This window comes from Pseudomonas sp. Marseille-Q5299 (assembly GCF_943737035.1).
In the GTDB taxonomy this organism is placed as follows: domain Bacteria; phylum Pseudomonadota; class Gammaproteobacteria; order Pseudomonadales; family Pseudomonadaceae; genus Aquipseudomonas; species Aquipseudomonas putida_E.
This window is the reverse complement of the sequence record NZ_CALSFR010000001.1, coordinates 407,016-432,320: the sequence shown is the minus strand read 5'-3', so window position 1 is coordinate 432,320 and position 25,305 is coordinate 407,016. Positions and strand designations below refer to the sequence as shown.

24 protein-coding genes are annotated in these 25,305 nt (G+C 61.7%); 18 read left to right on the top strand and 6 right to left on the bottom strand.

Annotated elements, in window-relative coordinates:
* Position 1: 1 nt before the first annotated feature.
* A complete protein-coding gene (locus tag NGJ21_RS01850) occupies positions 2-1,234 on the bottom strand; it encodes a 3-methyl-2-oxobutanoate dehydrogenase (2-methylpropanoyl-transferring) subunit alpha (RefSeq protein ID WP_012315572.1) in 1,233 nt (410 codons plus the stop codon).
* A gap of 197 nt (positions 1,235-1,431) precedes the next feature.
* Between NGJ21_RS01850 and bkdR the strand changes: the two genes are divergently transcribed.
* The 3 genes from bkdR to NGJ21_RS01835 all read left to right on the top strand — a co-directional run bounded on the left by bkdR (position 1,432) and on the right by NGJ21_RS01835 (position 4,820).
* Positions 1,432-1,917, top strand: a complete 486-nt coding sequence (gene bkdR / locus NGJ21_RS01845) for a Bkd operon transcriptional regulator BkdR (RefSeq protein ID WP_012315571.1) — start codon at positions 1,432-1,434, stop codon at positions 1,915-1,917.
* A gap of 199 nt (positions 1,918-2,116) precedes the next feature.
* The gene (locus NGJ21_RS01840) at positions 2,117-3,358 is read left to right on the top strand and encodes a glutamine synthetase family protein (protein WP_251961878.1); all 1,242 of its coding nucleotides are present in this window, start codon (positions 2,117-2,119) and stop codon (positions 3,356-3,358) included.
* 130 nt (positions 3,359-3,488) lie between these two features.
* A complete protein-coding gene (locus NGJ21_RS01835; protein WP_046785382.1) occupies positions 3,489-4,820 on the top strand; it encodes an MFS transporter in 1,332 nt (443 codons plus the stop codon).
* A gap of 214 nt (positions 4,821-5,034) precedes the next feature.
* Here the strand turns inward: NGJ21_RS01835 and NGJ21_RS01830 are convergent, their stop codons facing one another.
* The 4 genes from NGJ21_RS01830 to flgA all read right to left on the bottom strand — a co-directional run bounded on the left by NGJ21_RS01830 (position 5,035) and on the right by flgA (position 7,590).
* Positions 5,035-5,778, bottom strand: coding sequence for a flagellar brake protein (locus NGJ21_RS01830; RefSeq protein WP_125925158.1), 744 nt, complete (start codon positions 5,776-5,778; stop codon positions 5,035-5,037).
* A gap of 80 nt (positions 5,779-5,858) precedes the next feature.
* The gene (locus NGJ21_RS01825; protein WP_125925159.1) at positions 5,859-6,326 is read right to left on the bottom strand and encodes a flagella synthesis protein FlgN; all 468 of its coding nucleotides are present in this window, start codon (positions 6,324-6,326) and stop codon (positions 5,859-5,861) included.
* Positions 6,327-6,375: 49 nt separating this feature from the next.
* Positions 6,376-6,687: a flagellar biosynthesis anti-sigma factor FlgM gene (gene flgM, locus NGJ21_RS01820; RefSeq protein WP_046785380.1), complete on the bottom strand. Its 312-nt coding sequence runs from the start codon at positions 6,685-6,687 to the stop codon at positions 6,376-6,378.
* A gap of 150 nt (positions 6,688-6,837) precedes the next feature.
* Positions 6,838-7,590, bottom strand: a complete 753-nt coding sequence (gene flgA / locus NGJ21_RS01815; RefSeq protein ID WP_046785379.1) for a flagellar basal body P-ring formation chaperone FlgA — start codon at positions 7,588-7,590, stop codon at positions 6,838-6,840.
* A 78-nt stretch (positions 7,591-7,668) separates the two neighbouring features.
* Here flgA and NGJ21_RS01810 point away from each other — a divergent pair, with 78 nt between their 5' ends.
* Positions 7,669-8,598, top strand: a complete 930-nt coding sequence (locus NGJ21_RS01810) for a chemotaxis protein CheV (RefSeq protein WP_039601392.1) — start codon at positions 7,669-7,671, stop codon at positions 8,596-8,598.
* Positions 8,599-8,649: 51 nt separating this feature from the next.
* Positions 8,650-9,477, top strand: a complete 828-nt coding sequence (gene cheR / locus NGJ21_RS01805) for a protein-glutamate O-methyltransferase CheR (protein ID WP_115274170.1) — start codon at positions 8,650-8,652, stop codon at positions 9,475-9,477.
* Here the strand turns inward: cheR and NGJ21_RS01800 are convergent.
* Positions 9,458-9,700, bottom strand: coding sequence for a hypothetical protein (locus NGJ21_RS01800; RefSeq protein WP_147405220.1), 243 nt, complete (start codon positions 9,698-9,700; stop codon positions 9,458-9,460). The genes cheR and NGJ21_RS01800 overlap by 20 nt on opposite strands.
* A 102-nt stretch (positions 9,701-9,802) precedes the next feature.
* Here NGJ21_RS01800 and flgB point away from each other — a divergent pair, with 102 nt between their 5' ends.
* From flgB to NGJ21_RS01735, 13 genes are all read left to right on the top strand, one after another.
* Positions 9,803-10,213 carry a flagellar basal body rod protein FlgB gene (gene flgB, locus NGJ21_RS01795; protein ID WP_012315562.1) on the top strand — a complete coding sequence of 137 codons (411 nt, stop codon included), beginning with the start codon at positions 9,803-9,805 and terminating at the stop codon, positions 10,211-10,213.
* 2 nt (positions 10,214-10,215) lie between these two features.
* Positions 10,216-10,659: a flagellar basal body rod protein FlgC gene (gene flgC, locus NGJ21_RS01790; RefSeq protein ID WP_012315561.1), complete on the top strand. Its 444-nt coding sequence runs from the start codon at positions 10,216-10,218 to the stop codon at positions 10,657-10,659.
* 15 nt (positions 10,660-10,674) lie between these two features.
* A complete protein-coding gene (flgD, locus tag NGJ21_RS01785) occupies positions 10,675-11,382 on the top strand; it encodes a flagellar hook assembly protein FlgD (protein ID WP_174142103.1) in 708 nt (235 codons plus the stop codon).
* A 30-nt stretch (positions 11,383-11,412) separates the two neighbouring features.
* Positions 11,413-12,768, top strand: coding sequence for a flagellar hook protein FlgE (flgE, locus tag NGJ21_RS01780; RefSeq protein ID WP_204918584.1), 1,356 nt, complete (start codon positions 11,413-11,415; stop codon positions 12,766-12,768).
* Between the two features lie 73 nt (positions 12,769-12,841).
* Positions 12,842-13,027: a hypothetical protein gene (locus NGJ21_RS01775; protein ID WP_012315558.1), complete on the top strand. Its 186-nt coding sequence runs from the start codon at positions 12,842-12,844 to the stop codon at positions 13,025-13,027.
* A gap of 283 nt (positions 13,028-13,310) precedes the next feature.
* Complete coding sequence (flgF, locus tag NGJ21_RS01770; protein ID WP_046785376.1) at positions 13,311-14,051, top strand: flagellar basal-body rod protein FlgF; 741 nt, start codon at positions 13,311-13,313, stop codon at positions 14,049-14,051.
* A 47-nt stretch (positions 14,052-14,098) separates the two neighbouring features.
* Positions 14,099-14,884: a flagellar basal-body rod protein FlgG gene (gene flgG, locus NGJ21_RS01765; RefSeq protein WP_012315556.1), complete on the top strand. Its 786-nt coding sequence runs from the start codon at positions 14,099-14,101 to the stop codon at positions 14,882-14,884.
* 34 nt (positions 14,885-14,918) lie between these two features.
* A complete protein-coding gene (gene flgH, locus NGJ21_RS01760; protein ID WP_115274174.1) occupies positions 14,919-15,614 on the top strand; it encodes a flagellar basal body L-ring protein FlgH in 696 nt (231 codons plus the stop codon).
* Positions 15,615-15,626: 12 nt separating this feature from the next.
* Positions 15,627-16,736, top strand: coding sequence for a flagellar basal body P-ring protein FlgI (locus NGJ21_RS01755; protein ID WP_046785428.1), 1,110 nt, complete (start codon positions 15,627-15,629; stop codon positions 16,734-16,736).
* 11 nt (positions 16,737-16,747) lie between these two features.
* Positions 16,748-17,914 carry a flagellar assembly peptidoglycan hydrolase FlgJ gene (gene flgJ, locus NGJ21_RS01750; RefSeq protein ID WP_119687562.1) on the top strand — a complete coding sequence of 389 codons (1,167 nt, stop codon included), beginning with the start codon at positions 16,748-16,750 and terminating at the stop codon, positions 17,912-17,914.
* Positions 17,915-17,926: 12 nt separating this feature from the next.
* Positions 17,927-19,975, top strand: coding sequence for a flagellar hook-associated protein FlgK (gene flgK, locus NGJ21_RS01745; protein ID WP_125924749.1), 2,049 nt, complete (start codon positions 17,927-17,929; stop codon positions 19,973-19,975).
* Positions 19,976-19,988: 13 nt separating this feature from the next.
* On the top strand, positions 19,989-21,563 hold the full coding sequence (locus NGJ21_RS01740) for a flagellar hook-associated protein 3 (RefSeq protein WP_119687560.1): 1,575 nt from the start codon (positions 19,989-19,991) through the stop codon (positions 21,561-21,563).
* Positions 21,564-21,681: 118 nt separating this feature from the next.
* A complete protein-coding gene (locus tag NGJ21_RS01735; protein WP_119687559.1) occupies positions 21,682-25,263 on the top strand; it encodes a glycosyltransferase in 3,582 nt (1,193 codons plus the stop codon).
* Positions 25,264-25,305: the final 42 nt, after the last annotated feature.

Genomic DNA, 25,305 nt, shown 5'->3' with positions numbered 1-25,305 from the left:
CTCAAACCCCCAGTTCCTGGCGCTGACGGCGCAGGTGGTCGGGCATTTCCTTGTACACGTCCTCGAACATCGAAGCTGCACTCGGGATGTGGCCGTTGGCCAGGGTGCCGTATTGTTCGGCTTCCTTTTGCGCCGCGATGACGGCCGCTTCGAACTCGGCGGTGACGGCCTGGTGTTCTTCCTCGGACCAGTGGCCGATCTTGATCAGGTGCTGCTTCAGGCGGGCGATCGGGTCGCCCAGCGGGAAGTGGCTCCAGTCGTCGGCAGGGCGGTATTTGGACGGGTCGTCGGAGGTTGAGTGCGGGCCGGCGCGGTAGGTGACCCACTCGATCAGGCACGGGCCCAGGCCACGGCGGGCGCGTTCGGCGGCCCAGCGCGAGGCGGCATATACAGCGACGAAATCGTTGCCGTCCACACGCAGGGAGGCGATACCGCAACCCACGCCACGGCCGGCGAAGGTGGTCGATTCGCCGCCGGCGATGGCCTGGAAGGTGGAGATCGCCCACTGGTTGTTGACCACGTTGAGGATGACCGGGGCGCGGTATACGTGGGCGAAGGTCAGCGCGGTGTGGAAGTCCGACTCGGCCGTGGCGCCGTCGCCGATCCAGGCCGAGGCGATCTTGGTATCGCCCTTGATCGCCGAGGCCATGGCCCAGCCGACCGCCTGTACGAACTGCGTCGCCAGGTTGCCGCTGATGGTGAAGAAGCCGGCTTCGCGCACCGAATACATGATCGGCAACTGGCGGCCTTTGAGCGGGTCGCGTTCGTTGGACAACAGCTGGCAGATCATTTCCACCAGCGACACGTCGCGGGCCATCAGGATGCTTTGCTGGCGGTAGGTGGGGAAGCACATGTCGGTGCGGTTCAGCGCCAGCGCCTGGGCGCTGCCGATAGCTTCTTCGCCCAGGCTCTGCATGTAGAAGGACATCTTCTTCTGGCGCTGGGCGACCACCATGCGGCTGTCGAATATCCGCGTCTTGAGCATGGCGCGCATGCCTTGGCGCAGCAGCTGCGGATCGATGTCTTCGGCCCATGGGCCAAGCGCATCGCCGTGCTCGTCGAGCACGCGGACCAGGCTGTTGGACAGGTCGGCAGTGTCGGCAGCATCGACATCGATGGGCGGTTTACGGACTTGACCCGCGTCGTTCAGGCGCAGGTAGGAAAAATCGGTCTGGCAGCCTGGCCGGCCGGTAGGCTCGGGCACATGCAAACGCAGGGGGGCGTACTCGTTCATGCTTTTTACGCTCGCTCGGATGTTGTTTTTGTGAGCTCTGAAGCGGCCGCCGCTGATCACCGGCTTGTGACTGGCAGGTCAGCGTCAATTACATAGTAGTGACACGCCGGGAGAATTTTTCTCTCAAGTTGATTGCCTTTAGCGAGCGGCGCAGATAAACATTCCGCATAAACACAAAAAACCGGTGATTTTGTCTCATGCGCAAACTCGATCGTACCGATATCGGCATTCTCAACAGCCTTCAGGACAACGCCCGCATCACCAACGCAGAACTTGCGCGGTCGGTGAACCTCTCGCCCACGCCCTGTTTCAACCGGGTCAAGGCCATGGAAGAGCTGGGCGTGATCCGCCAGCAGGTGACCTTGCTGTCGCCAGAGGTGCTGGGGCTGGATGTCAATGTGTTCATCCATGTCAGCCTGGAGAAGCAGGTAGAGCAGGCGCTGCACCGCTTCGAGGAAGAAATAGCCGAGCGGCCGGAGGTGATGGAGTGCTACCTGATGACTGGCGACCCCGATTATTTGCTACGGGTGCTGTTGCCGAGCATCCAGGCGCTGGAGCGGTTTCTCGATTACCTGACGCGGCTGCCGGGGGTGGCGAACATACGGTCGAGCTTTGCCTTGAAGCAGGTGCGGTATAAAACGGCGCTGCCATTGCCGTCCAATGGCATGACCCTGCGCGAGTGAGGGGGCAACAACTGCATCGTTGCGGATGCAGGTGCTTGATATTTTAAACACCCCCAGCCTATGTTGTTGCCAGCCCATAACAACAAGGACAAGCGTCATGACCACCGCAGCCCCGCGCTCGCTCGCCGAGCACCTCCAGGGCATCGACCAGATCGAATGTGTCACTCCCGACCTTAACGGTGTCCCCCGTGGCAAGGTCATGACTGCCGAAGGCTTCCTCGAAGGCAGGCGCCTGCAAATGGCACGTGGCGTCTTGTTGCAATGCATCATGGGGGGCTACCCGCCAGCGAAGTACTACGGCAGCGACGATGGTGATCTGGCCCTGGTGGCGGAGCCTGCGCAGATCCACCGCTTGCCCTGGAGCGAGGAGGGCCTGGCGCTGGCGATCTGCGATGCCAATGAGCTCGATGGCCGGCCGTCAGGGCTGTCCACCCGCGGGCTGCTCAAAGCGGTGATCGCCCGCTACGCCGCTTTGGGCCTGGCGCCGGTCGTTGCAACCGAGCTGGAGTTCTTCGTCTTTGCGCCCAACAGTGACCCTGTACAGCCATTTTTGCCGCCGTTGGGCAAGGATGGCCGCCGCGAGCTCGGCCACTCGGCATTCAGTGTCAGTTCCAACAACGGCCTGCGGCCGTTCTTTCAGGAGGTTTATCAGTGCATGGCGGCGCTGGGCCTGCCGCGCGACACCTTCATGCATGAAATGGGCGTCAGCCAGTTCGAAATCAACCTGCTGCACGGTGACCCCTTGTTGCTGGCCGACCAGACCTTCCTGTTCAAGCACCTGCTCAAGGAAGTCGCGCTCAAGCATGGCCTGACAGTGGTGTGCATGGCCAAGCCCCTGGCGCATACGCCGGGTAGCTCGATGCATATTCATCAGAGCCTGGTGGAGATCGCCACGGGGCGAAACGTGTTCAGCGATGACCAGGGGCGGCCGAGCCAGACCTTCCATCATTTCATAGGCGGCCTGCAGGCGTGCATGGCCGATTTCACTGCGCTGTTCGCGCCCAATGTCAACTCGTACCAGCGGCTGTGCCATCCGTATGCGTCGCCGAACAATGCCTGTTGGTCGGAGGACAACCGCGCTGCGGGGCTACGTATTCCGGCCAGCGCCCCCGTAGCGCGGCGGGTCGAGAACCGCCTGCCGGGTGCAGATGCAAACCCCTACCTGGCCGTTGCCGCCAGCCTGGCAGCCGGCCTGCACGGCATCGAGCAGCGCCTGGAGCCTGCACCGGCCATCCAGGGTGAGTTCGAGGTGCCTGAGCACCTGAGCCTGCCATGCACCCTGCACGCGGCGCTGGAGCGCCTCAAGCGCAGCGCCTTGGCCCGGGAACTGTTCGGGGCTGAGTTCATCGAAGGTTACGCTGCGGCCAAGACGCTCGAGTTGACTGATTTCTACAACGAGATCACGCCGTGGGAGCGGCGAGTGTTGGCGGCACAAGCCTGAGCGCGACACGAACGCTACTGCGCGCGCCCCTGTTCTGCTATTTCGCAGGCAGGGGACTGCGCCGTGGCTGATTTGCTTTTATGCTTGCCAGCAAGCCAACGCCACCTGACCAGGGAGCCCGACGGGACGTATGCGAAACATCTGGAAGCCGTTTCAGTCGTTGTATTTCGCTGCCTTGATGATGCTTATCGGCTCGGGTCTGCTCAGTACTTACCTGGCACTGCGCCTGGCGGCCGATCATGTCGACAGCCTATGGGTCGGTGCCTTGATGGCGGCCAACTATTTCGGCCTGGCTGTTGGTGGCAAGGTTGGCCACCGACTGATCGGCCGGGTAGGGCACATCCGGGCCTATACCACCTGCGCCGGAATCGTCTGCGCGGCAGTGCTGGGCCATGGCATGACCAACTGGCTACCGGCCTGGGTCGGGCTGCGGATGCTCGTTGGCCTGGGCATGATGTGCCAGTACATGGTCATCGAAAGCTGGCTCAACGAGCAGGCCGACGCCAAGCACCGCGGCGCGGTGTTCGGCGGCTACATGATTGCCTCCTACCTGGGGCTGGTGCTCGGTCAGCTGATTCTGGTGGTGCACCCCGAGCTTGGCCCTGAGCTGTTGATGCTGGTCGCGATGTGCTTCGCCCTGTGCCTGGTGCCGGTGGCGATGACCCGGCGCATTCACCCGGCGCCGCTGCGCCCGGCACCGATGGAGCCTAAATTCTTCATCAAGCGCGTGCCGCAGTCGCTGAGCACCGTGCTTGGTTCGGGTTTGATCGTCGGCTCCTTCTACGGCCTGGCGCCGCTGTATGCGTCCAGCCAGGGGCTTTCCACCGAGCAGATCGGCTTGTTCATGGGTAGCTGCATCTTTGCCGGGCTGCTGGTGCAGTGGCCGTTGGGCTGGTTGTCCGACCGTTATGACCGGGCCGTGCTGATCCGCAGCGTGGCTGTGGGCCTGGCGCTGGCGGCGGCGCCGCTGGCGATCCTGCCCAATGTGCCACTGGAGTTGCTGTTCGGTATCGGCTTTCTGATTTCGCTGCTGCAGTTCTGCCTTTATCCCCTGGCTGTCGCTTTTTCCAATGACCACGTGGAAAGCGAGCGGCGTGTCTCCTTGACCGCCATGCTGCTGGTCACCTACGGCGTGGGGGCGTGCATCGGGCCGCTGGCGGCGGGGGTGCTGATGAAGGTGCTGGGCGCGCAGATGCTGTATGCCTTCTTCGTGTTCTTCGCGCTGGTGCTGGTGTGGCGGATTCGTCCGAAGGCGGTCACCGGGCTGCACCAGGTACAGGATGCACCGTTGGGGCACGTGGCTATGCCGGCGGCGGGTTCGCCATTGTCGGCGGCGCTCGACCCGCGGGTGGATGAACAGACCGTGCAGGAGGTGATGCAGGCGCCGGTGGCGGCTGAAGATACCGAGGCGGAAGAGAAGGCCGAACCGGCTGATCCGGGCGAGGTTAGCAAGCCGGTTTGAGGCGGGGCCGGGGTAGGCACAAAAAAATTAGCTTTATTAGGGCTGCTGCGCAGCCCATCGCCGGCAAGCCGGCTCCTACAGGTACAGCGCAGACTTCAAGAGCTGCGCAGACCCTGTGGGAGCCGGCTTGCCGGCGATGGGCCGCAAAGCGGCGCTAAATCGCTTGAAAGACTGGCACTAGTCTTGAGGTGGCGTTTGCGCGTTCGGCAGGCGATCAATAATCGTCTTTATCGAACCGCCGCGCTTCGCGCTGCAACTGGTATACGAAGCTCTCTATCTTGCGCTGCGCCTGGCCATTGAGGTTATGGAAACGCACGCCGGCAAAGGTGGTGTTGATCCGCTCTTCGTGATGCAGGTGGCGCAGCTCGACCATGGTGTCCACCAGCCCCAGCGGGTTGCTGGCCTTGAAGCGCTCGTAAACCTGGCCCAGTTGCAGGCGCTCCTCGACATTGCCTTCAAAGCGCAGTTTGCAGCCCGTGGCGGAGATGTCCAGCAGCTTGCCGCGCAAAGCGCCATTGCCCTTGAGGTGGGTGCCGTCGAGAATCACATCGACCAGCTGCGACAGCTTCAGCGCGGCGCGAAATGCATTGCGGCGCTGGTGGTAGGTCATCTCGTCCGGCAGGGCACCGCGGTATGAGCGGTGGCCATCTACCTCGGTGATCCTCAGTTCGTGGTTGCACTCCCACGCAATGCGTACGCCGTCATGGAAACCTTCGACGCGGAACGGCTCGCCGTTCTCGATGAATTTTTCGCCATCGCGCGGGATCATCTCGTCCAGCGCCAAGGTATTGCTGTCACGGTCCACATGAACCACGTAGCTCTGAAAGCGCTGGCTGCGCTCATGGAAGGTGATGATCAAAGGATCATGGCTCTCCATCAACTGGCGCAGGTTGGCCGCAATCTCCAAAGGAGTGTTCAGCACCTTTGGCGGCTGCGGAGCATCGGTCTCATTGAACACGGGTTATCAATCTCCAGGCAAAAACGACACACGCAAGTAACGGCATTTTGCCAGTATGTTCCGTGCCTTGATAGAACTAATCACACTTGGCTGAGCGCCCGGGGCTTGGCCAATGGCGAGGTGGCGCCACGGCTGTCGTAGAGCGACGGAGAGTCGCCGCCCATGAGGATTCTGATCTGGTTGGCTGTGACGTGCTGTTGTACCTGAACGATCCTGCCATTGGTCTCGTTGACCTTCTGACAGGTTTCCATCAATTCGGTCAGCACGTTGAGTTGTTGCATGATGACTTCACCGTTCGGCGACTGCGCAGCGACGGCCTGCACCCCGGCGCGGTCGGCGCTGAGGCCGAGGCTGGTGAGCAGGTGATTGCGTCGCAGGCCTTGCTGCTCGAGCAGAACGATCAGCGACTGCTTGCGGGCCAGAATGCCCTCCAGCGGCGCCATATCGCGCCCGTGCAGGGCGACTGCCTCCTGCTCAAGCAGGTCGAGCAGCTCCTGGGTAGGGGCGATGTCGTCTTCGATCAGTTGCAGCAATGTGATGTCGTGCATGGCTAACTCTTGGCTTTTCAAGCGTCCGTGAAGTCAGCGCGCCGAACGGTCAGCGCTGGGCTTCGAAATCGAGCAGTTTGCTGGCGACCCGGCCGGCATCGACCTGGTAGCTGCCATCTGCGATCGCCTGTTTCAACTGTGCCACGCGGGCATTGTCGACAACGGGCTGGTCGCGCAGCTTGTCGCTGACCTTTTGCAACTGCTGGGCCTCTTGGCTGAGGTGTACCGCTTCTCCGCTGGCGCTTGCGCTTTTCGGCGCGGTGGTTTCGCCGGACTTGTCGGCGTTGCCGGGCGCGGCATTGCCGCGAACGCCGCCCGTGATGGACGGAGAGTTATTCAAACGACTGAAGTCGATGACCATGATCAGAAACCCCTGGGTATTTGGACGCTTGCCATGTTTTCGGCCATCCCGAAAGAAACTTTAGGCACAAATGCTTAGCCGCCTGTCGGCAAGCCCGCGAACCCGTTCTGACACAGTTTAGGAAAAGCGGTTGCACACCGCCAGCCCAATCTACATGGCGACCTCCACTTGGCCGGGGGCCGTGACCCGGGCCTTCACTACCCGCTGCGAATTCAGGTTGCGCACCCGGATCTGTTCGCCCTGGCCGCCCTTGCTGAGGGCCTCGCCGGGCATACGTACGGCGAGGCTGCCGCTGCGGGCGATGATCACCACATGATCGCCCTTGCGTATCACTTCGGCCTGCTCCAGGTGCTGCGGGGTCAGCACCTGGTCGATCACCGTCGGGCGCAGCATCTTCATGCCGACCGCCTGGTCGAGGTCGGTGAGAAAGCCTTGGGTGAGGGTGCCAACGTCACGTTCGCGCAGGGCCACGTCACCTTCGCCAACGATATTCTGGCGCTTCAGCGGGCGGGTAACCACCACCACATCGCGGAACAGCCGCACTGTTGCCGGTACGAAGACGGTCCACGGCGCGGCGCCGTTGCAGGCTACACGTATCGTTACACGCCCCAGTGGCTGCGCCGGGCTTTCCAGCGAGGCGTCCAGTTGCTGGCTGCACAGGGGCATGCGCAGGCGCGGGTCGAGCGAGTTGACCTGTATTTCGTAGCGGCCTGCTGTCTGGGTCGTGGCCAGGTAATCCTCTACGGTGAATTCAAGAAACCCTTGGGTGACACCGATAAGCTGTTCAGGCAAGGTAACCGCGTCCGCCAGCGTGCGAGCGCCGGGTGCCAGCAGGCACAGCGCAGCCAGCGAGCCGCTCAGCAGGTGCGTCAGTCGTCGGAAAATTGTCGTTTTCGTGTACATGACGCTCAAAAAAGCAAAGCCCGTGCCGACTCGCTGTAGGAGTGGCTACGAAATGGCAGAAAGAAAAAGGAGTCAGGCATGGCGGGGGTTATGGATTCAGTCAACCAGCGCACACAGCTGGTTGGGCAGAATCGCCTGGAGTTGCTGCTGTTCCGCCTCAATGGCGCGCAGCTTTACGGCATCAACGTGTTCAAGGTCCGCGAGGTGCTGCAATGCCCTGAGCTGACCGTGCTGCCCAAGTCCCACCCGGTGGTGCGTGGTGTGGCCAACATTCGTGGGGCGACCATTCCGATTCTCGACCTGTCGATGGCCACCGGTTTGCCCGGGCTGAAGGAAGAGACTCGCAACAGCTTCGTGATCATCACCGAGTACAACACCAAGACCCAGGGTTTTCTGGTGCACTCGGTGGAGCGCATCGTCAACATGAACTGGGAAGAGATCCACCCGCCACCCAAGGGCACCGGCCGCGATCACTACCTGACTGCGGTCACCCGGGTGGACAACCGCATGGTTGAAATCATCGACGTGGAAAAGGTGCTGGCCGAGGTGGCGCCGTCGTCCGAGTCGGTGTCAGCCGGTGTGGTCGATGCCGAGACGCAGGACAAGGCCGTACTGCTGCGTGTGCTGACCGTCGATGATTCGTCGGTGGCGCGCAAGCAGGTCAGCCGCTGCCTGCAGACGGTCGGTGTCGAGGTGGTGGCGCTCAATGATGGGCGCCAGGCTCTGGACTACCTGCGCAAGCTGGTGGACGAGGGCAAGCGGCCGGAAGAAGAGTTCCTGATGATGATTTCGGACATCGAGATGCCAGAGATGGACGGCTATACGCTGACGGCCGAGATCCGCAGTGACCCGCGCATGCAAAAACTGCATATCTGCCTGCATACTTCGTTGTCCGGGGTGTTCAACCAGGCGATGGTCAAGAAGGTCGGTGCCGATGACTTCCTGGCCAAGTTCAAGCCGGACGACCTGGCCCAGCGCGTGGTCGACCGGATCAAGGCAACGCATTGAAGTAGCCGGGAGGCGACTCCCGGTACCTGTGATTGAAAAGAGGCCGCAGTAGTGTCTACGGGTAATTTGGATTTCGAACAGTTCCGGGTATTCCTGGAGAAAGCCTGTGGCATCCTGCTGGGTGAGAACAAGCAGTACCTGGTCTCCAGCCGACTGAACAAGCTGATGGAGCAGCAGGGCATCAAGAGCCTGGGTGAGCTGGTGCAGCGCATCCAGGCCCAGCCACGTGGCGGCTTGCGCGAGCAGGTGGTGGATGCGATGACCACCAACGAAACCTTGTGGTTTCGCGATACCTACCCATTCGAAGTGCTGAAGAACAAGGTCATTCCCGAGTTCATCAAGAACAACCCCGGCCAGCGCCTGCGCATGTGGTCGGCGGCCTGCTCGTCGGGCCAGGAGCCGTACTCCATTTCGATGGCCATCGATGAGTTCGAGCGCGCCAACCTGGGCCAGTTGAAGATGGGTGCGCAGATCGTTGCCACCGACCTGTCCGGTTCGATGCTGAACAACTGCAAGACCGGCGAGTACGACAGCCTGGCGATCGCCCGTGGCCTGTCCCAGGAGCGCTTGCAGCGCTACTTCGACACCAAGGGGCCAGGGCGCTGGGCGGTGAAACCGGCCATTCGCAGCCGGGTCGAGTTCCGCTCGTTCAACCTGCTCGACAGCTATGCCGCGCTGGGCAAGTTCGACATCGTGTTTTGCCGGAATGTGTTGATCTATTTCTCGGCACAGGTGAAGAAAGACATCTTGCTGCGTATTCACAGCACCCTGAAGCCGGGTGGGTATCTTTTCCTGGGGGCGTCCGAGGCGCTCAATGGTTTGCCGGACCATTACCAGATGGTGCAGTGCAGCCCGGGAATCATTTACCAGGCCAAGTGATGGGCTGCGGGCTGTTTTGGGAAGCCTGACATCGAGCGCCGCCAGCGCGGCGTTCGATCTCAAGAAACCCGCACTCTAAAAGCAGGCCTTTTGCACCCCGTCGCCACTCACGCCGCTTGACGTCAATTTTTTGTTTTGCCGCTTTTGCCGCCCGGCAATTGCCGCTTTCCCTTCTCCAGGCGGAAGCCTTTTGCCGCTTTTCTGGCATCGCGCCATCAGCCATCCCTGCTCCAGCCCAATGTTTCCGGCCTTTCAAAACATTGGCACAGCCCTTGCTATAGCTTGGCCAACGATATTCCGGTCAACCTTCGAAGGTTTCCCCGACATGAGCATCAGTTTCGACAAGGCGCTTGGCATCCATGAAAAGGCCCTGGGCTTCCGCGCCCAGCGCGCCGAAGTGCTGGCCAACAACATCGCCAACGCTGACACGCCCAATTACAAGGCGCGTGACATGGACTTCTCTTCGGTGCTCGCCGCCGAAAGCCAGAAGCAGCAGAGCGGTGGCCGCTTTGCCATGGACCGTACCAACAGCCGCCACATCGAGGCCGAAGGCCTGGCAATGGCCGACGACACGCTGCAGTACCGCACGCCGACGCAGCCGTCGATCGACCAGAACACCGTGGACGCCCAGATCGAGCAATCGAACTACACGGAAAACGCCATTGGCTTCCAGGCCAGCTTTACCCTGCTCAACAGTAAATTCAAAGGGCTGGTATCGGCCCTGCGCGGAGAATGACCATGTCCCTGTCCAGTGTCTTCAACATTGCCGGTAGCGGCATGAGTGCGCAGAACACCCGCCTCAACACCGTTGCTTCCAACATCGCCAACGCCGAGACCGTTTCGTCGAGCATCGACCAGACCTACCGCGCGCGGCACCCGGTGTTTGCCACCACCTTCCAGAATGCGCAAGCCGGCGGCAGCCAGTCGCTGTTCGAAGATCAGGGTGAGGCAGGGCAGGGTGTGCAGGTCAAGGGCATCATCGAAGACCAGAGCAACCTCGAAGCACGCTACGAGCCCAACCATCCGGCGGCGAACAAGGACGGTTACGTCTACTACCCGAACGTCAATGTGGTCGAGGAGATGGCTGACATGATCTCCGCCAGCCGCGCGTTCCAGACCAACGCCGAGCTGATGAACACCGCCAAGAACATGATGCAGAAAGTACTGACCCTGGGTCAGTGATAAGGAATCCAGACCATGGCAGTCGATAGCACCAGCGGTGTGAACCTCAATGATGTCCTGACTGCGTCGGGCGTCGGTGGCACCGCCAAGAAAGCCACCGATACCGCGTCCAAGACCGGTACCGACGCGCTTGGCAAGGACGCGTTCCTGCAGTTGCTGGTTACCCAGATGCAGCACCAGAACCCGCTGGACCCGCAGGAGAACGGCGAGTTCGTGGCCCAGTTGGCGCAGTTTAGCAGCCTGGAAGGCATCACCTCCCTGAACGAATCGGTCAGCAGCATCACCAATGCCATGGCTTCGTCCCAGGCCCTTCAGGCCTCGTCACTGGTCGGCCGTTCGGTGGTGGTGCAGAACGACAAGGCGGTGGTCGATACCACCCAGAGCTTCAATGCGCAGTTCGTCGTGCCGCAGGCAATCAGTGAAGCGAAGATCACCATCAAGGACAAGGACGGCAACACCGTCAAGACCATCGAGTTGGGCGAGCAGGCAGCCGGTTATGCCGATTTCATCTGGGACGGCACCAACAACAGTGGCGAGAAGGTCGACCCGGGTACCTACACCTTCACCGCCAGCACCACCGTGGATGGCCAGTCGGTGCAGATGAGCACGCTGCTGCCGGCCAAGGTGACCAGCGTCAGCTTCAATGCCACCGGCGAAATGGTGCTCAACCTTGCGGGCGTCGGCAAGGTCTCCCTCTCTGACGTACAAACCATCGGTATCTAAGGCCCGCTAGCGCGGCACAGGAGCGAATTCATGTCTTTCAATATCGGCCTTAGCGGTCTGTACGCAGCCAACAAGCAGCTGGACGTTACCGGCAACAACATCGCCAACGTCAATACCACCGGCTTCAAATCCTCGCGTGCCGAGTTCGCCGACGTCTATGCCGGCGCCAATCGCCTGGGTGTGGGCAAGAACCAGGTCGGCAACGGCGTGCGTCTGGCGGCGATCTCGCAGCAGTTCTCCCAGGGTGACGTCAATAACACGGGTAACGTGCTGGACATGGGTATCCAGGGTCAGGGCTTTTTCGTCCTCTCCGACAACGGCTCGCGCGTCTACACCCGTGCCGGTGCTTTCCAGGCCGACAAGAACAACTTCGTGGTCACCTCTGATGGCCTGCGCCTGCAAGGCTACGCTGCCGATGCCAATGGCAAGATCCAGAAGGGTGTGCTGTCTGACCTGCAGATCGACACCTCGGCACTGCAGCCCAAGGCCACCACGTTGATCGACCAAGGCATCAACCTGAATTCGTCGGCCACCGACATTCCGTTGGAAATCGATGATGGCACGGGCGCCATGGTGCCGAACCTGCCGTTCGATCCTGCCGACGAGACGACCTATTCCAAGTCGTTCCCGACCAAGGTGTACGACAGCCAGGGTAACGAGCACACCATGGAGCAGTTCTACCGCAAAACCGGTACGAACGAATGGACCATGTACACGTTGGTCGACGGTCGTAACCCGTTCGATCCTGCTTCCACCACGCCGCTGACCGGCACCATCAGTTTCAGTAGCGATGGTTCTGTCAGCAGCATGACTGCCGATAACACAGGGCACCCGGCGGGTGCATCGTTCACCGTGACCAACAACACCTTCACCATGACTGGTTGGGTGCCGGCGGTGGAAGATGCGGCGGGCAACTGGGCGTCCAATGGTGCTGCCGGCAACGCCGACGGCATGAAACTGTCGATGAACAGCACCACGTCCTACAACACCGAGACCGCGCGCATGTCGCAGTCCCAGGATGGCTACGCCACCGGTATCCTGTCGAGCCTGAGCATCGACTCCACTGGTGTGCTGTTCGCCAGCTTCAGCAACCAGCAGTCGCGCGCCATTGGCCAGGTGGCGCTGGCCAGCTTCGCCAACGAGCAGGGGCTGCAGCAGATCGGTGGCACCCGCTGGACCGAAACCTTCTCTTCCGGCATTCCCGGCATCGATGAGCCCAAGACCGGTACGCTGGGTAGCGTCGAGTCCAATGCGCTGGAGGCTTCGAACGTCAACCTGACCCAGGAGCTGGTCGAGCTGATCAAGGCGCAGAGCAATTACCAGGCGAACGCCAAGACCATCTCCACCGAAAGCACCATCATGCAGACCATCATTCAGATGACTTGATGGTCGCGGGTTAATGGTGTGAAGGCGAACCCCTTTGTCGTGAAGGGGTTTGTCGTTTTTGCAGGAGTGTTTCATGAAAAGGTTGCTTGTCGCGTTGCTCGCTGCCTTCTGCCTGTATCAGGCGCAGGCCGGTACTGCGCCCTGGTGGCGCTGGGAAAGCCAGGTGGATGGGCGCCTGGTGTGCTCGCAGTGGTCGCCGGGGGATGGTTGGAAGCGCTTTGCCGGGCCCTACAACAATGGCGGTTGCCGCGATCGGTGATTGCCTGCACCGGCCTCATCGCCGGCAATCCGGCTCCCACAGGGTTCTGAGCTGCGGATATCGCGGGAGCCGGCTTGCCGGCGATGAGGCCGGTGCAAGCACCTGCTTTGCCGCTACCGGCAACCCGGCGCCGGATAACCGGCGTTCTCATGGTCGGCAGCTCCCCTCAAAGCCTGTATTTACGGGCTATTCCACGATTTCAAAAAGTTGGTTCGGAACTTGCTTGAGTGCCTGCACAGCAACGGCGAGCGGCAAGCAATCGCCAGTGCAGCGGAGGATGACTGTGGACAAGATGCTTTACGTGGCCATGACCGGCGCCAGCCAGAACGCGCTGGCGCAGAAGGCCCATGCCAACAACCTGGCGAACATTTCCACCAATGGTTTCCAGCGTGACCTGGAGCAGGCGCGCTCGATGCCGGTGTTTGGTGACAGCTTTCCGTCGCGGGCGTATGCCATGACCGAGCGTCCTGCCACCGACTTCAGTGAAGGGCCCATGGTCGAGACCGGGCGTGACCTGGACGTGGCGGTGGCGGGGCAGGGCTTCATTGCCGTGCAGGCCCCCGATGGCAGCGAAGCCTACGTGCGTACCGGTAGCCTGAACATCGATGCCCTCGGCGTGCTGCGCGCCGGCAATGGCATGCCGGTGATCGGCAACGGCGGCCCGATCGCCATTCCGCCAGAGCAGAAGGTCGAAGTCGGCGCTGACGGCACCATCAGCATCCGCTCCATGGGTGAAGACCCACGGGTGATGGCTGAAGTCGACCGGATCAAGCTGGTCAACCCGGACACCAAAGGCCTGACCAAGGGCCTGGACGGGCTGATCCACACCACCAACGGCCAGCCGGCTGCTGCCGACGTCAACGTCAAGGTCGTGTCGGGCTTCCTGGAGGGCAGCAACGTCAATGCCGTCGAAGAGATGACGTCGGTGCTGGCGCTGTCTCGCCAATTCGAACTGCACGTGAAGATGATGAACGCGGCCAAGGAAGGCGACGAAGCCATGGCGCGTGTTTTGCAACTCGGCTAACCACACTTGAACGGGTGCCGTAAAACAGGCGCACGAGGAGAATACTGATGCTTCCGGCTCTTTGGGTCGCTAAAACCGGCCTGTCCGCCCAGGACACCAACCTGACGGTCATTTCCAACAACCTGGCCAACGTGTCGACCACCGGCTTCAAGCGTGACCGCGCCGAGTTCCAGGACCTGCTGTACCAGATCAAACGCCAGCCAGGCGCGCAGTCCACCCAGGACAGCGAACTGCCGTCGGGCCTGCAGGTCGGTACCGGTGTGCGCATCGTCGGCACTCAGAAAAACTTCCAGACCGGCAGCCTGCAGACCACCGAAAACCCGCTGGACATGGCGGTCAACGGCCGTGGTTTCTTCCAGGTGCTGCAGCCGGACGGAACGGTTTCGTATACCCGTGACGGTACCTTCCACCTGAACTCCGACGGCCAGATCGTCACCGCCAATGGTTTTGCGCTGGAGCCTGCGGTGGTCGTGCCGAACGACGCCCAGACCTTCACCGTCGGTCAGGACGGCACCGTGTCGATCACCACTGCGGGCAACCCGGCAGCGCAGGTGATCGGCAACATCCAGACCGCCGACTTCATCAACCCGGCCGGCCTGCAGGCGATCGGCGACAACCTGTTCCTGGAAACTGCTGCCAGTGGTGCCCCACAGGTCGGTACCCCAGGCCTGAACGGCTTCGGCACCACCCTGCAGCAGACCCTGGAAAACTCCAACGTCAGCACCGTGGAAGAGCTGGTGAACATGATCACCACTCAGCGCGCCTACGAGATGAACTCCAAGGTCATCTCCACCGCCGACCAGATGCTGTCGTTTGTCACCCAGCAGTTGTAAGCCCAAGTCCCTGTTACACCGTGAGGTAAGCGTCATGAATCGTCTGTTGTCCCTGTTCGCCCTGGGGGGGGCGGTGTTGCTGGCTGGTTGCGTCGCGCCGACGGCCAAGCCCAACGACCCGTACTACGCGCCGGTTTTGCCGCGCACCCCGTTGCCGGCAGCGGCCAACAACGGTTCGATCTACCAGGCCGGTTTCGAGCAGAACCTGTACAGCGACCGCAAGGCGTTCCGCGTCGGTGACATCATCACCATCACGCTCAACGAACGCACCTCGGCCAGCAAGAATGCCGGTTCGCAGATCCAGAAGGACAGCAGCGCCAACATCGGCCTGACCTCGCTGTTCGGTGCCACGCCGAGCACCAACAACCCGTTCGGCAGCGGCGATCTGTCGCTGGAAGCGGGCTACAGCGGTGAGCGCGCCACCAAGGGCGACAGCAAGGCTACCCAAGGCAATACGCTGACGGGTTCGGTCACTGTCACCGTCGCTGAAGTGCTGCCCAACGGCATCATCGCCGTGCGTGGTGAGAAGTGGATGACCCTGAACACCGGCGAAGAGCTGGTGCGCATCGCCGGCCTGATCCGCGCCGACGACATCGCCACCGACAACACAGTGCCGTCCACCCGTGTGGCCGATGCGCGCATCACCTATTCGGGTACCGGTTCCTTCGCCGACGCCAGCCAGCCTGGTTGGCTGGACCGTTTCTTCCTCAGCCCGCTTTGGCCCTTCTGAGTACGGATGAACATGTTCAACGTCAGGCAACTGATTGCCGCAACCTTGCTTCTGTCCTGTGCGTTCGGCGCCCATGCCGAGCGCCTGAAGGACATCGCCAGTATCTCGGGCGTGCGTTCCAACCAGTTGATCGGTTACGGCCTGGTGGTGGGGCTCAACGGCACGGGTGACCAGACCACCCAGACGCCATTCACCCTGCAGACGTTCAACAACATGCTGTCGCAGTTCGGCATCAAAGTGCCCGCCGGCTCCGGCAACGTGCAGCTGAAAAACGTCGCTGCGGTGTCGGTGCATGCCGACCTGCCGCCATTCGCCAAGCCGGGCCAGGTGGTGGACATTACCGTGTCCTCGATCGGCAACTCCAAGAGCCTGCGCGGCGGCAGCCTGCTGATGACGCCGCTCAAGGGTATCGACGGCAACGTCTATGCGATCGCCCAGGGCAACCTGGTGGTCGGCGGCTTCGATGCCGAAGGCCGCGATGGCTCGAAGATCACCGTCAACGTTCCGTCAGCTGGCCGTATCCCGGGTGGCGCTTCGGTGGAGCGTGCAGTACCGAGTGGTTTCAACCAGGGCAATAGTCTGACGTTGAACCTCAACCGGCCCGACTTCACCACCGCCAAGCGTATCGTCGACAAGGTCAACGAACTGCTGGGCCCAGGCGTGGCCCAGGCCGTGGATGGCGGCTCGGTGCGCGTCAGCGCGCCGATGGACCCGACTCAGCGTGTGGACTACCTGTCGATCCTTGAAAACCTGGAGATCGACCCGGGCCAGGCTGTTGCCAAGGTCATCATCAATTCGCGTACCGGCACCATCGTGATCGGCCAGAACGTCAAGGTCTCGCCGGCCGCGGTGACCCACGGCAGCCTGACCGTGACCATCACCGAAGACCCGATCGTCAGCCAGCCGGGGCCGTTCTCCAATGGCGAGACGGCCGTGGTGCCGCGCTCGCGGGTCAACGCGCAACAGGAAGCCAAGCCGATGTTCAAGTTCGGTCCGGGCACCACGCTGGATGAAATCGTCCGTGCGGTGAACCAGGTGGGCGCAGCGCCCAGCGACCTGATGGCCATCCTCGAAGCCCTGAAACAGGCCGGCGCCTTGCAGGCCGACCTGATCGTGATCTGAGGACGCCACGCATGAACTCGAAAAGCCTGGTTTCCAGCGCGGCCGACAGCGGCGCCTACACCGACCTCAATCGCCTGAGCTCGCTCAAGCACGGTGATCGCGACAGCGACGCCAATGTGCGCAAGGTGGCCCAGGAGTTCGAGTCGCTGTTCATCAGCGAAATGCTCAAGGCCTCGCGCAAGGCCAGTGATGTACTGGCCGATGACAACCCGATGAACAGCGCGACGGTCAAGCAGTACCGCGACATGTACGACCAGCAGCTGGCTGTGAGCATGTCCCGCGAGGGCGGCGGTATCGGCCTGCAGGACGTGCTGGTGCGCCAGCTGTCGAAGAACAAGAGCGCGCCGGTCAACACCAGCCCGTTCCCGCGTATCGAGGGCAGTGCGCCGGCGCTGTGGGGCAACAAGGTAGCCGAGCCGGTACATGCCGCGCAGTCGGCTGCCAGCCGAAACGACGTTGCCGCGCTCAATTCACGGCGCCTGGCGTTGCCGGGCAAGCTGACCGACCGTTTGCTGGCCGGTATCGTGCCCTCGGCGGACACTCCGGCGGCAGCCACCAATACCGCCGCCGTGCCGGCCCGCGATGGGCAGCAGGTGGCGCAGAGCTTTGCCGTGCCCGAACGCGGCCTGCGCATCACCGGCCGTGCCGTGGCGCAGCCTCCTTTGGCGCCGAAAAAAGCGTTCGCCGACAGCGACGCATTCGTCGCCACCATGCTGCCGATGGCCGAACAGGCCGCCAAGCGTATCGGTGTCGACCCGCGTTACCTGGTGGCCCAGGCCGCCCTGGAAACCGGTTGGGGCAAGTCGGTCATGCGCAACAGCGATGGTAGCAGCAGCCACAACCTGTTCGGCATCAAGGCCACGGGCAATTGGGAAGGCGATTCGGCGCGGGCGATCACCAGCGAGTTCCGTGACGGCCAGTTCGTCAAGGAGACGGCAGCGTTCCGCTCCTACGATTCCTACCAGGACAGCTTCCACGACCTGGTGAGCCTGCTGCAGAACAATTCCCGCTATCAAGAAGCGGTGAAGGCGGCCGATAAGCCAGAACAGTTCGTGCAAGAGTTGCAAAAGGCCGGGTACGCCACCGACCCGAATTACGCCAGCAAGATCTCGCAGATCGCAAGACAGATGAAGTCGTACGAGAGCTATGCATCGCTCGGTACCACAACACCACTTTAAGGGTATGGAAACATGGCGAGTTTGATCAACATTGGCATGTCGGGGTTGTCGGCCTCCCAGTCGGGTCTGCATACCACAGGCAACAACATCGCCAACGCCGATGTCGCCGGGTACTCCCGTCAGCAGAACATCCAGCGTGCCAAGGGTTCGCTTCAGGAAGGCCAGTTGTTCATGGGCACCGGTACGACGCTGGCGGATGTGCGCCGGGTGTACAACGCCTTCCTGGATGCACAGTTGCAGACCGCCACCTCGCTCAACAGTGACAGCACCGCCTACCTGAATCAGGTCACGCCGCTCAACAACTTGTTGTCTGACAGCAACACCGGTATCACTGGCGCGCTGACCAACTTCTTTTCCGCCTTGCAAAGCGCCGCCAACAAGCCGACCGAAGATGCTTCCCGCCAGCTGTTGTTAAGCAATGCCGATGCGTTGGCCAATCGTTTCAACAGCCTGTCTGCCCAGTTCAAGGAGCAGAACACCAACATCAATGGCAACTTGAGCTCGATGACCGCCCGGATCAACGAGCTGACCTCCAGTATCGCGCAGTACAACGAGCAGATTTCCAAGGTTTCGGCAGTCAATGGTCAGCCCAACGACCTGCTCGATCAGCGCAACGAGGCCGTGCGCCAGCTCAATGAGTTGGTGGGCGTGCAAACCGTCGAGCGTGACGGCAATATCGACGTCTACCTGAAGAACGGCCAGTCGCTGGTACTGGGCAAGACCACCAACAAGATGAGCGCTGAACCCAGCGCCACCGACCCTACGCAGTTTGCGATCAAGCTCGATCGTGGCAGCACCACCATGGACATCACCAACAGCATCACCGGTGGTGAAATGGGTGGGCTGTTGCGCTACCGCAGTGAAACCCTGGCGCCGGCCATGAACGAGCTGGGTCGTATCGCGCTGGTGGTGTCGCAGCAGATCAACTCGCAGCTCGGCCAAGGTATCGACAAGAACGGTGAATTCGGCGCTGCTCTGTTTGGCGACATCAATAGCGACAAAGCCATGTCTGCGCGCAGCACTGCCAAGATTGGCAATGCTGGCGACGCCGCCCTGAACGTTGTCATCCGCGATACCGGCAAGCTGAGCACCAGTGACTATCAGGTGACGTTCGTCGGCCCGACCGCGGACAAGTTCCAGGTCAAGAAGCTGCCTGACGGCACGGACATGGGCACCTACAGCACCAACGACGACCCGGCACCGGTGATCGACGGTTTCAGCATCGACCTCAAGAGCGGTACTGCTGCAGTGGGGGACAGCTTCAAGATCACCCCGACCCGCAATGCCTCGGCAGAAATCGATGTGGTGCTCACTGACGCCAAGCGGCTGGCCTTGGCCGCACCGCTGACCGCCACATCCGGCAGCGGCAATTCCGGTACCGGTGTGATCACCCAGCCGGTTCTGACCTCGGTGCTGGACATCGCCGACCCTGCCCAGCGTCTGGAGCTGCAAACCGGCATAAAGTATTCCACCCCGGTGCGCCTGGTGTTCGGTGACGAAACCACCTCACCGCAAACCTACGAAGCCTTCGATGCCAAGGGCAACAGCATTGGCACCGGCACCTTCATTCCGGGGCAAAGCAATACCCTGAAGCTCGATGTGCCAATGATCGATGCCTCGGGCAACCCGATCAATGACGCCAGCGGCGTCCAGAAGTCATTCAGCTTCGAGATGGATGTAGCCGGCTCGCCCAAGAATGGCGACAGCTTTACCGTATCGTTGACCGGCGCAGGCTCCTCGGACAACCGCAATGCACTGTCCCTGCAGGAGCTGCAGACCAAACAGACGATGGACATCGGTTCGACCAAGGGCATCAGCATTACCGATGCCTACGGCAAACTGGTGGAAAGTGTGGGTGCCCAGGCCAAGCAGGGCCAGATGGACACCCAGGCAACCGGCGTCATCCTTACCCAGGCTGCCGGTGCCCGTGATTCGTTGTCCGGCGTGCAGCTGGATGAAGAAGCCAGCAACCTGATCAAGTACCAGCAGTACTACACGGCCTCGTCGCAGATCATCAAGACGGCGCAGGACATCTTCAACACCCTGATCGCTGCGCTTTAAGGAGTATTGATCCATGCGTATTTCCACGGCCCAGTTCTACCAGACCAGCGCGGCGAACTACCAGCGCAACTATTCCAACCTGATCAAGACCAACGAAGAGGCCAGTTCCTTCGTCAGGGTCAATACCGCTGCCGATGATCCGGTGGGGGCTGCACGTCTGCTGCAGCTGGGTAATCAGGCAGACATGCTGGCCCAGTACAAGACCAACGCGACAAACATCACCAACTCGCTGAACCAGACCGAGACCACGCTCAATTCGATCAACACGATCCTGACGCGGGTCAACGAGCTGGCGATCGAGTCGGGTAATGCCGGCTACACCGACACCGAGCGCAAGGCCAAGGCAGCCGAGCTGGGGCAGTTGGAAGACCAGCTGTTGAGCCTCATGAACAGCCGTGATGAGAACGGCCAGTACCTGTTTGCCGGTTCCAGTACCGACACCGCGCCGTTCGTGCGCAATGCCGATGGTACCTATTCTTATCAAGGTGACCAGACCCAGCTGGAGCTGCAGGTTGGTGACATGCTCAAGATGGCCGGCAACAGCTCTGGCTATAGCGTATTCGAGCAAGCCCTCAACACCAGCCGCACCGAAACCAGCCTGAGCGCCCCCGCGGTGGATGATGGCCGCGTGAAGCTGTCCAATGGGCAAGTGTCCGGCAGCGTCACGTACAACGATCGCTTCCGCAGTGGTCAGCCGTACACAGTCACCATGCTCAGCAGTACCGAGTTCAGCATCACCGACAGCTTGGGCAACGATGTGACCGCCGAGGCCACCCAGGGCGGTAAATTCGATCCCGATACCGTAGGCGGATCGATGATCAGCTTCCGTGGTGTGGACATGCGGCTGAACATCAACCTTCAGGACGGCGACGTTCCGGATGCAGCGGTGGCAGGTCATACCTTCACCCTGCAAAGCAAGCCCGATACCATCACTGCGACCCGTAGCCCGGGCAACCCGTCGAGTGCTCAGGTATCGTCGATCAGCATCACTGATCCGGCCCAGTACAAAGCGATGTTTCCCAATGGCGGTGCGGTCATCAAGTTCACCAGCGCCACGGACTTCGAACTCTATGCCCAACCGCTGACCGCTGACAGCCGCCCGGTGGCCAGTGGTGCCATGACTGGCAACGTCGCCTCGGCTGCCGGTGTGGACTTCACCTTCACCAGCACGCCCGCGCAGCAGTCCGGTGACCAGTACGTGGTGAACGTCGACAACCACCAGACCCAAAACGTTCTGGACACCGTCGCCCAGTTGCGTACGGCGTTGAGCAAGCCGATCGACGGCGACAACGCGGCCTACCAGCAACTGCGTGCAGACCTGGATTCGGCCATCGCCAATATCCAGAGCGGTCAGGACGCGCTCAACACGGCAGTCACCGATATCGGTGCCCGTGGCAAGGCGCTGGAAATCCAGCAAAACACCAACGAGAGTCTGAGCATTGCCAACAGCACCACGCAGTCGTCGATCCGTGACTCGGACCCTGCCACCGTGCTGGTCCGCCTTACCCAGCAGCAGACCTTGCTTCAGGCTTCGCAGGCGGCTTTCGCACGCGTCAGCCAGCTGAGCCTGTTCAACGCCATCGGTTAAGTGCGCCCGTCGCCTTCACCGCTTACCCCTAAGGTACGCGGTGAAGGCGCATTGATTTCCCCGTAGTATCGACTGTTCTGAATTCCCTGCGGGCAGTCATCGGTCGAGAGATTTCCTCGTGAACCCAGCCCCTCTAGTCAGCCTCGTCATTCCCGCCTGCAACCCCCGTTACTTCCGTACTGCTCTGGTCAGCGCCCTGGCTCAGGATTACGCAAACCTCGAAGTCATCGTCTGCGACGACAGCCCAGGTACGCAGATCGAGGCGGTGGTCGATGAGCTGCGCAGTCTTGCACGTCATCCACTGATTTACTTGCGTAACCCGCAACCGCTGGGTTTTGCCGGGAATTTGCAACACGGGCTGGAGCAGAGCCAGGGCGACTACATCAAGTTCCTCTGTGACGATGACCGCCTGATGGCCGATTGCGTGTCCAGCCAGGTGCGACTGTTCCAGGCCCATGACGATGTCAGCCTGGTCGCGGCCAGGCGCCACCTGGTCGATGCTGAAGATCACATTTTGCCGCAGCGTCTGGAAACCAGCCCGGTCACGTTTGGCGACACACTGTTCAACGGTGACGACCTGCTGGATTTCTTCGAGACCCGCCAGCTCAACTTCATCGGCGGGCTGAGCAGCGTGCTGGTGCGTACCCGCGATCTGCGTGAATTGCTGCCTGCGCTGGCGCCGGGCTTTGTGGCAATGCTCGATTTCGTGTTGTTCGTGTGCCTGCTGCGTCGCGGCCATCTGGGCGTGACCGCCGGGGTGCACTGTGTCGAGCGGGTTCATCCCGACCAATTGCGTCGCCAGAGCGATGTGAAGGCTGCCGCTACCAGTGAATCACAACACCTGCGCGACATGTTCGCCGCGCGCACTGCAGTACGTGAGCCGTTCTCCGGTTGGGTGCGGGTGCAAATCCTCCAGGGCGACGAGGGCGATACCCAGCGTATCTGGGAGAACCTGTTCCTGATCCATACCCTGCGCTGCTTGCAGGCGATCCAGGAATCTCATGTCGGCAGCGACAGCGACAGTTTTGCCGAGCTGTACAGCAAATGGCTGGCCTGCCGACAGGATCCGCTGGTGCTCGCGCGTCTGATGCGCCTTAGCGAGCACTGGCCAACTCGTCCGCGAATCGTGCCCGTGGTTATCGACAGCGAGGGTGATGCACAAGCTCTGCAGGTTACCCTGGACAGCATTGAGCGCCAGGCCTATGGCGCAGAGATGACGCTGGTATTGTCCAGCGCGCCGCTGCCAGGCGGCCCAGATGTTCGCAGGGTCCACCAGCCATTGCAGGCCGACTGGGCTGAACAACTGAACACGGCGTTTGACCAGTTGGGCGAGGTGGACTGGATCTACCTGCTGCGTGCTGGCGACCGGCTCAATGCCTTCAGCCTGATGCTCCTGGCCGAGCGGGTCGTATCGCGCCCGCAGATCGCCTGCTGCTATGGCGATGAGGGGGGCGTGCGGGATGAGGCGTCCGTAGAGCCGGTGTTCAAGCCCGACTTCAACCTCGATTTGATGCGCGGCTACCCCTATACCGGTCGCATGCTGGCGTTCTCGCTTGACGCCTTGCGGGTACTGGGCGGTTTCACGCCCGGATATCGCGAGCTGGCGCCGCACGATCTGCTCTGGCGTCTTGTGGAAAGCCGCGGCCCCCATGCCATCGAGCACATTCCGGAAGTGCTGGCCGAAAGCGCGTTCAGCTACGCTGCCTGGCTGTCTTCGCAGGCAGTGGTTGAGGAAAATCCGAAACTGCTGGATGCCCACCTCAAGCGCTTGGGCGTGACCTACCGGCTGCAGAACAGTGGCGGGGCAATCAACCAGGTCCGCTACCTGCACGCCACCCAGCCACTGGTAAGCCTGGTGATCAGTGCCCAGGACCAGTTGCCTGCCCTCGAGCGCTGCCTGGAAAGCGTGCTTGAGAAGACCGCCTACGGTCACTACGAAGTGCTGATTGTCGACAATGCCAGTCAAGGTGCCGAGACTCACGCCTGGCTCAGCGCCCTTCAACAGCTGGGCGAAGACAAGTTGCGGGTCCTGATGCTGGGCGAGCAGGCCAGCTTCGCCGCTGTGCAGAACCTTGCCGCGCAACACGCCCGGGGTGAATACCTGCTGATGCTGAGCCCGTTCGCTGTGGTCACCGAGCCAGACTGGCTCGACGCACTGCTCAGCCATGGCCAGCGCCCTGAAGTCGGAGCGGTGGGTGCCAAGCTCTGCAACGCCCACGGTCTGATCGTGCATGCGGGCGGCGTGCTGGGCCTGCGTGGCGCCGTGGGGTCGCCGTTCGTGGGCGAGCCGATGGAGGCGGGCGGTTACATGCAGCGCTTGCAAGTGGCGCAGAATTATTCTGCTGTCGGGGCTGATTGCCTGTTGGTGCGCAAAGAGCTGTTCCTGTCGTTGGGCGGGCTCAATGAAAGCGTCTTCAGCCTGGCCTTCAGCGATATCGACCTGGGCCTGCGCCTGGGCGAAGCCGGGTACCTTGTGGTGTGGGCGCCGGATGCCCGGCTGGTACTGGACCCGCCAGCGCCGGCGGCGATCGATGCGCAGGCTGAAGCCGAGCGCCAGGCCCGGCTGGCGCAGCAGCATGATGCCTTCTTCAAGGCCTGGATGCCGGTGGTAGCGCGTGACCCCGCTTACAATATCAACCTGTCCCTGAACGGCTCCAGCTTCTGCCTGGATCCGGGCCTCAAGGCCGCCTGGACGCCTTTCGTCAGCCGTCCACTGCCCCATGTGCTGGCGTTGCCAATGAACAAGACTGCGGTCGGGCATTACCGGGTGATCCAGCCGCTGGTCGAGCTGGAGAAGGCTGGCTGGGTGACCCAGCAGCAGTACTTCGAGATACCGAGCAACGTCGAGCTGGAACGCAGCTCGCCGGATGTGGCAATTCTGCAGGGGCGTTATACCGAAGGGTTCGTCAAGGAGATCGAGCGCCTCAAGACCTTCTCCAAGGGCTTTTGCATCTACGAGCTGGACGACTACGTGATTGATGTGCCGAAGAAGAACGGGCACCTCAAGCACACGCCAAAAGATCTGGAAAAATCCCTGCGCCGAGGTATCGAACGCTGTGATCGGCTGGTGGTGTCGACCCAGGCGCTGGCGGATGCCCTGCATGACACCCATAGCGATATCCGGGTAATGCCGAACATGCTGGCCGAGCAGCTCTGGACCGGTTTGCGTAGCCAGCGCCGCAGCGCGCGCAAGCCGCGGGTGGGTTGGGGTGGTGGCACCAGCCATACCGGCGACCTGGAAGTGATTGCCGAGGTGGTCAAGACCTTGGCGAACGAAGTCCAATGGGTGTTCTTCGGTATGTGTCCGCCGGCATTGCGGCCCTACATCAGCGAGTTCCATCCGCCGGTGCCGCTGGAGCTGTACCCGGCCAAGCTCGCCAGCCTGAACCTGGACCTGGCCTTGGCGCCACTGGAGTATCACATCTTCAATGACTGCAAGAGCAACTTGCGCTTGCTGGAATACGGCGCGTGCGGGTACCCGGTGATCGTCACCGATACCCGTGCCTATGAAGGCTACTTGCCGTGCACGCGGATCAAGACCAACAGCACCGCCGAGTGGCTGGAGGCGATCCGCATGCACCTGGCGGACCCTGACGAAAGTTTCCGCCAGGGCGACCGTCTGAAGCAGGAAGTGCTGCGTGACTATGTGCTGCGCGAAGAGCACGTTCAGCATTGGTACAGCGGCTGGATGCCGGGCTGACTGCGGGGTGTATGGACGACACCAGTAAAGCGCCTTCTGGCG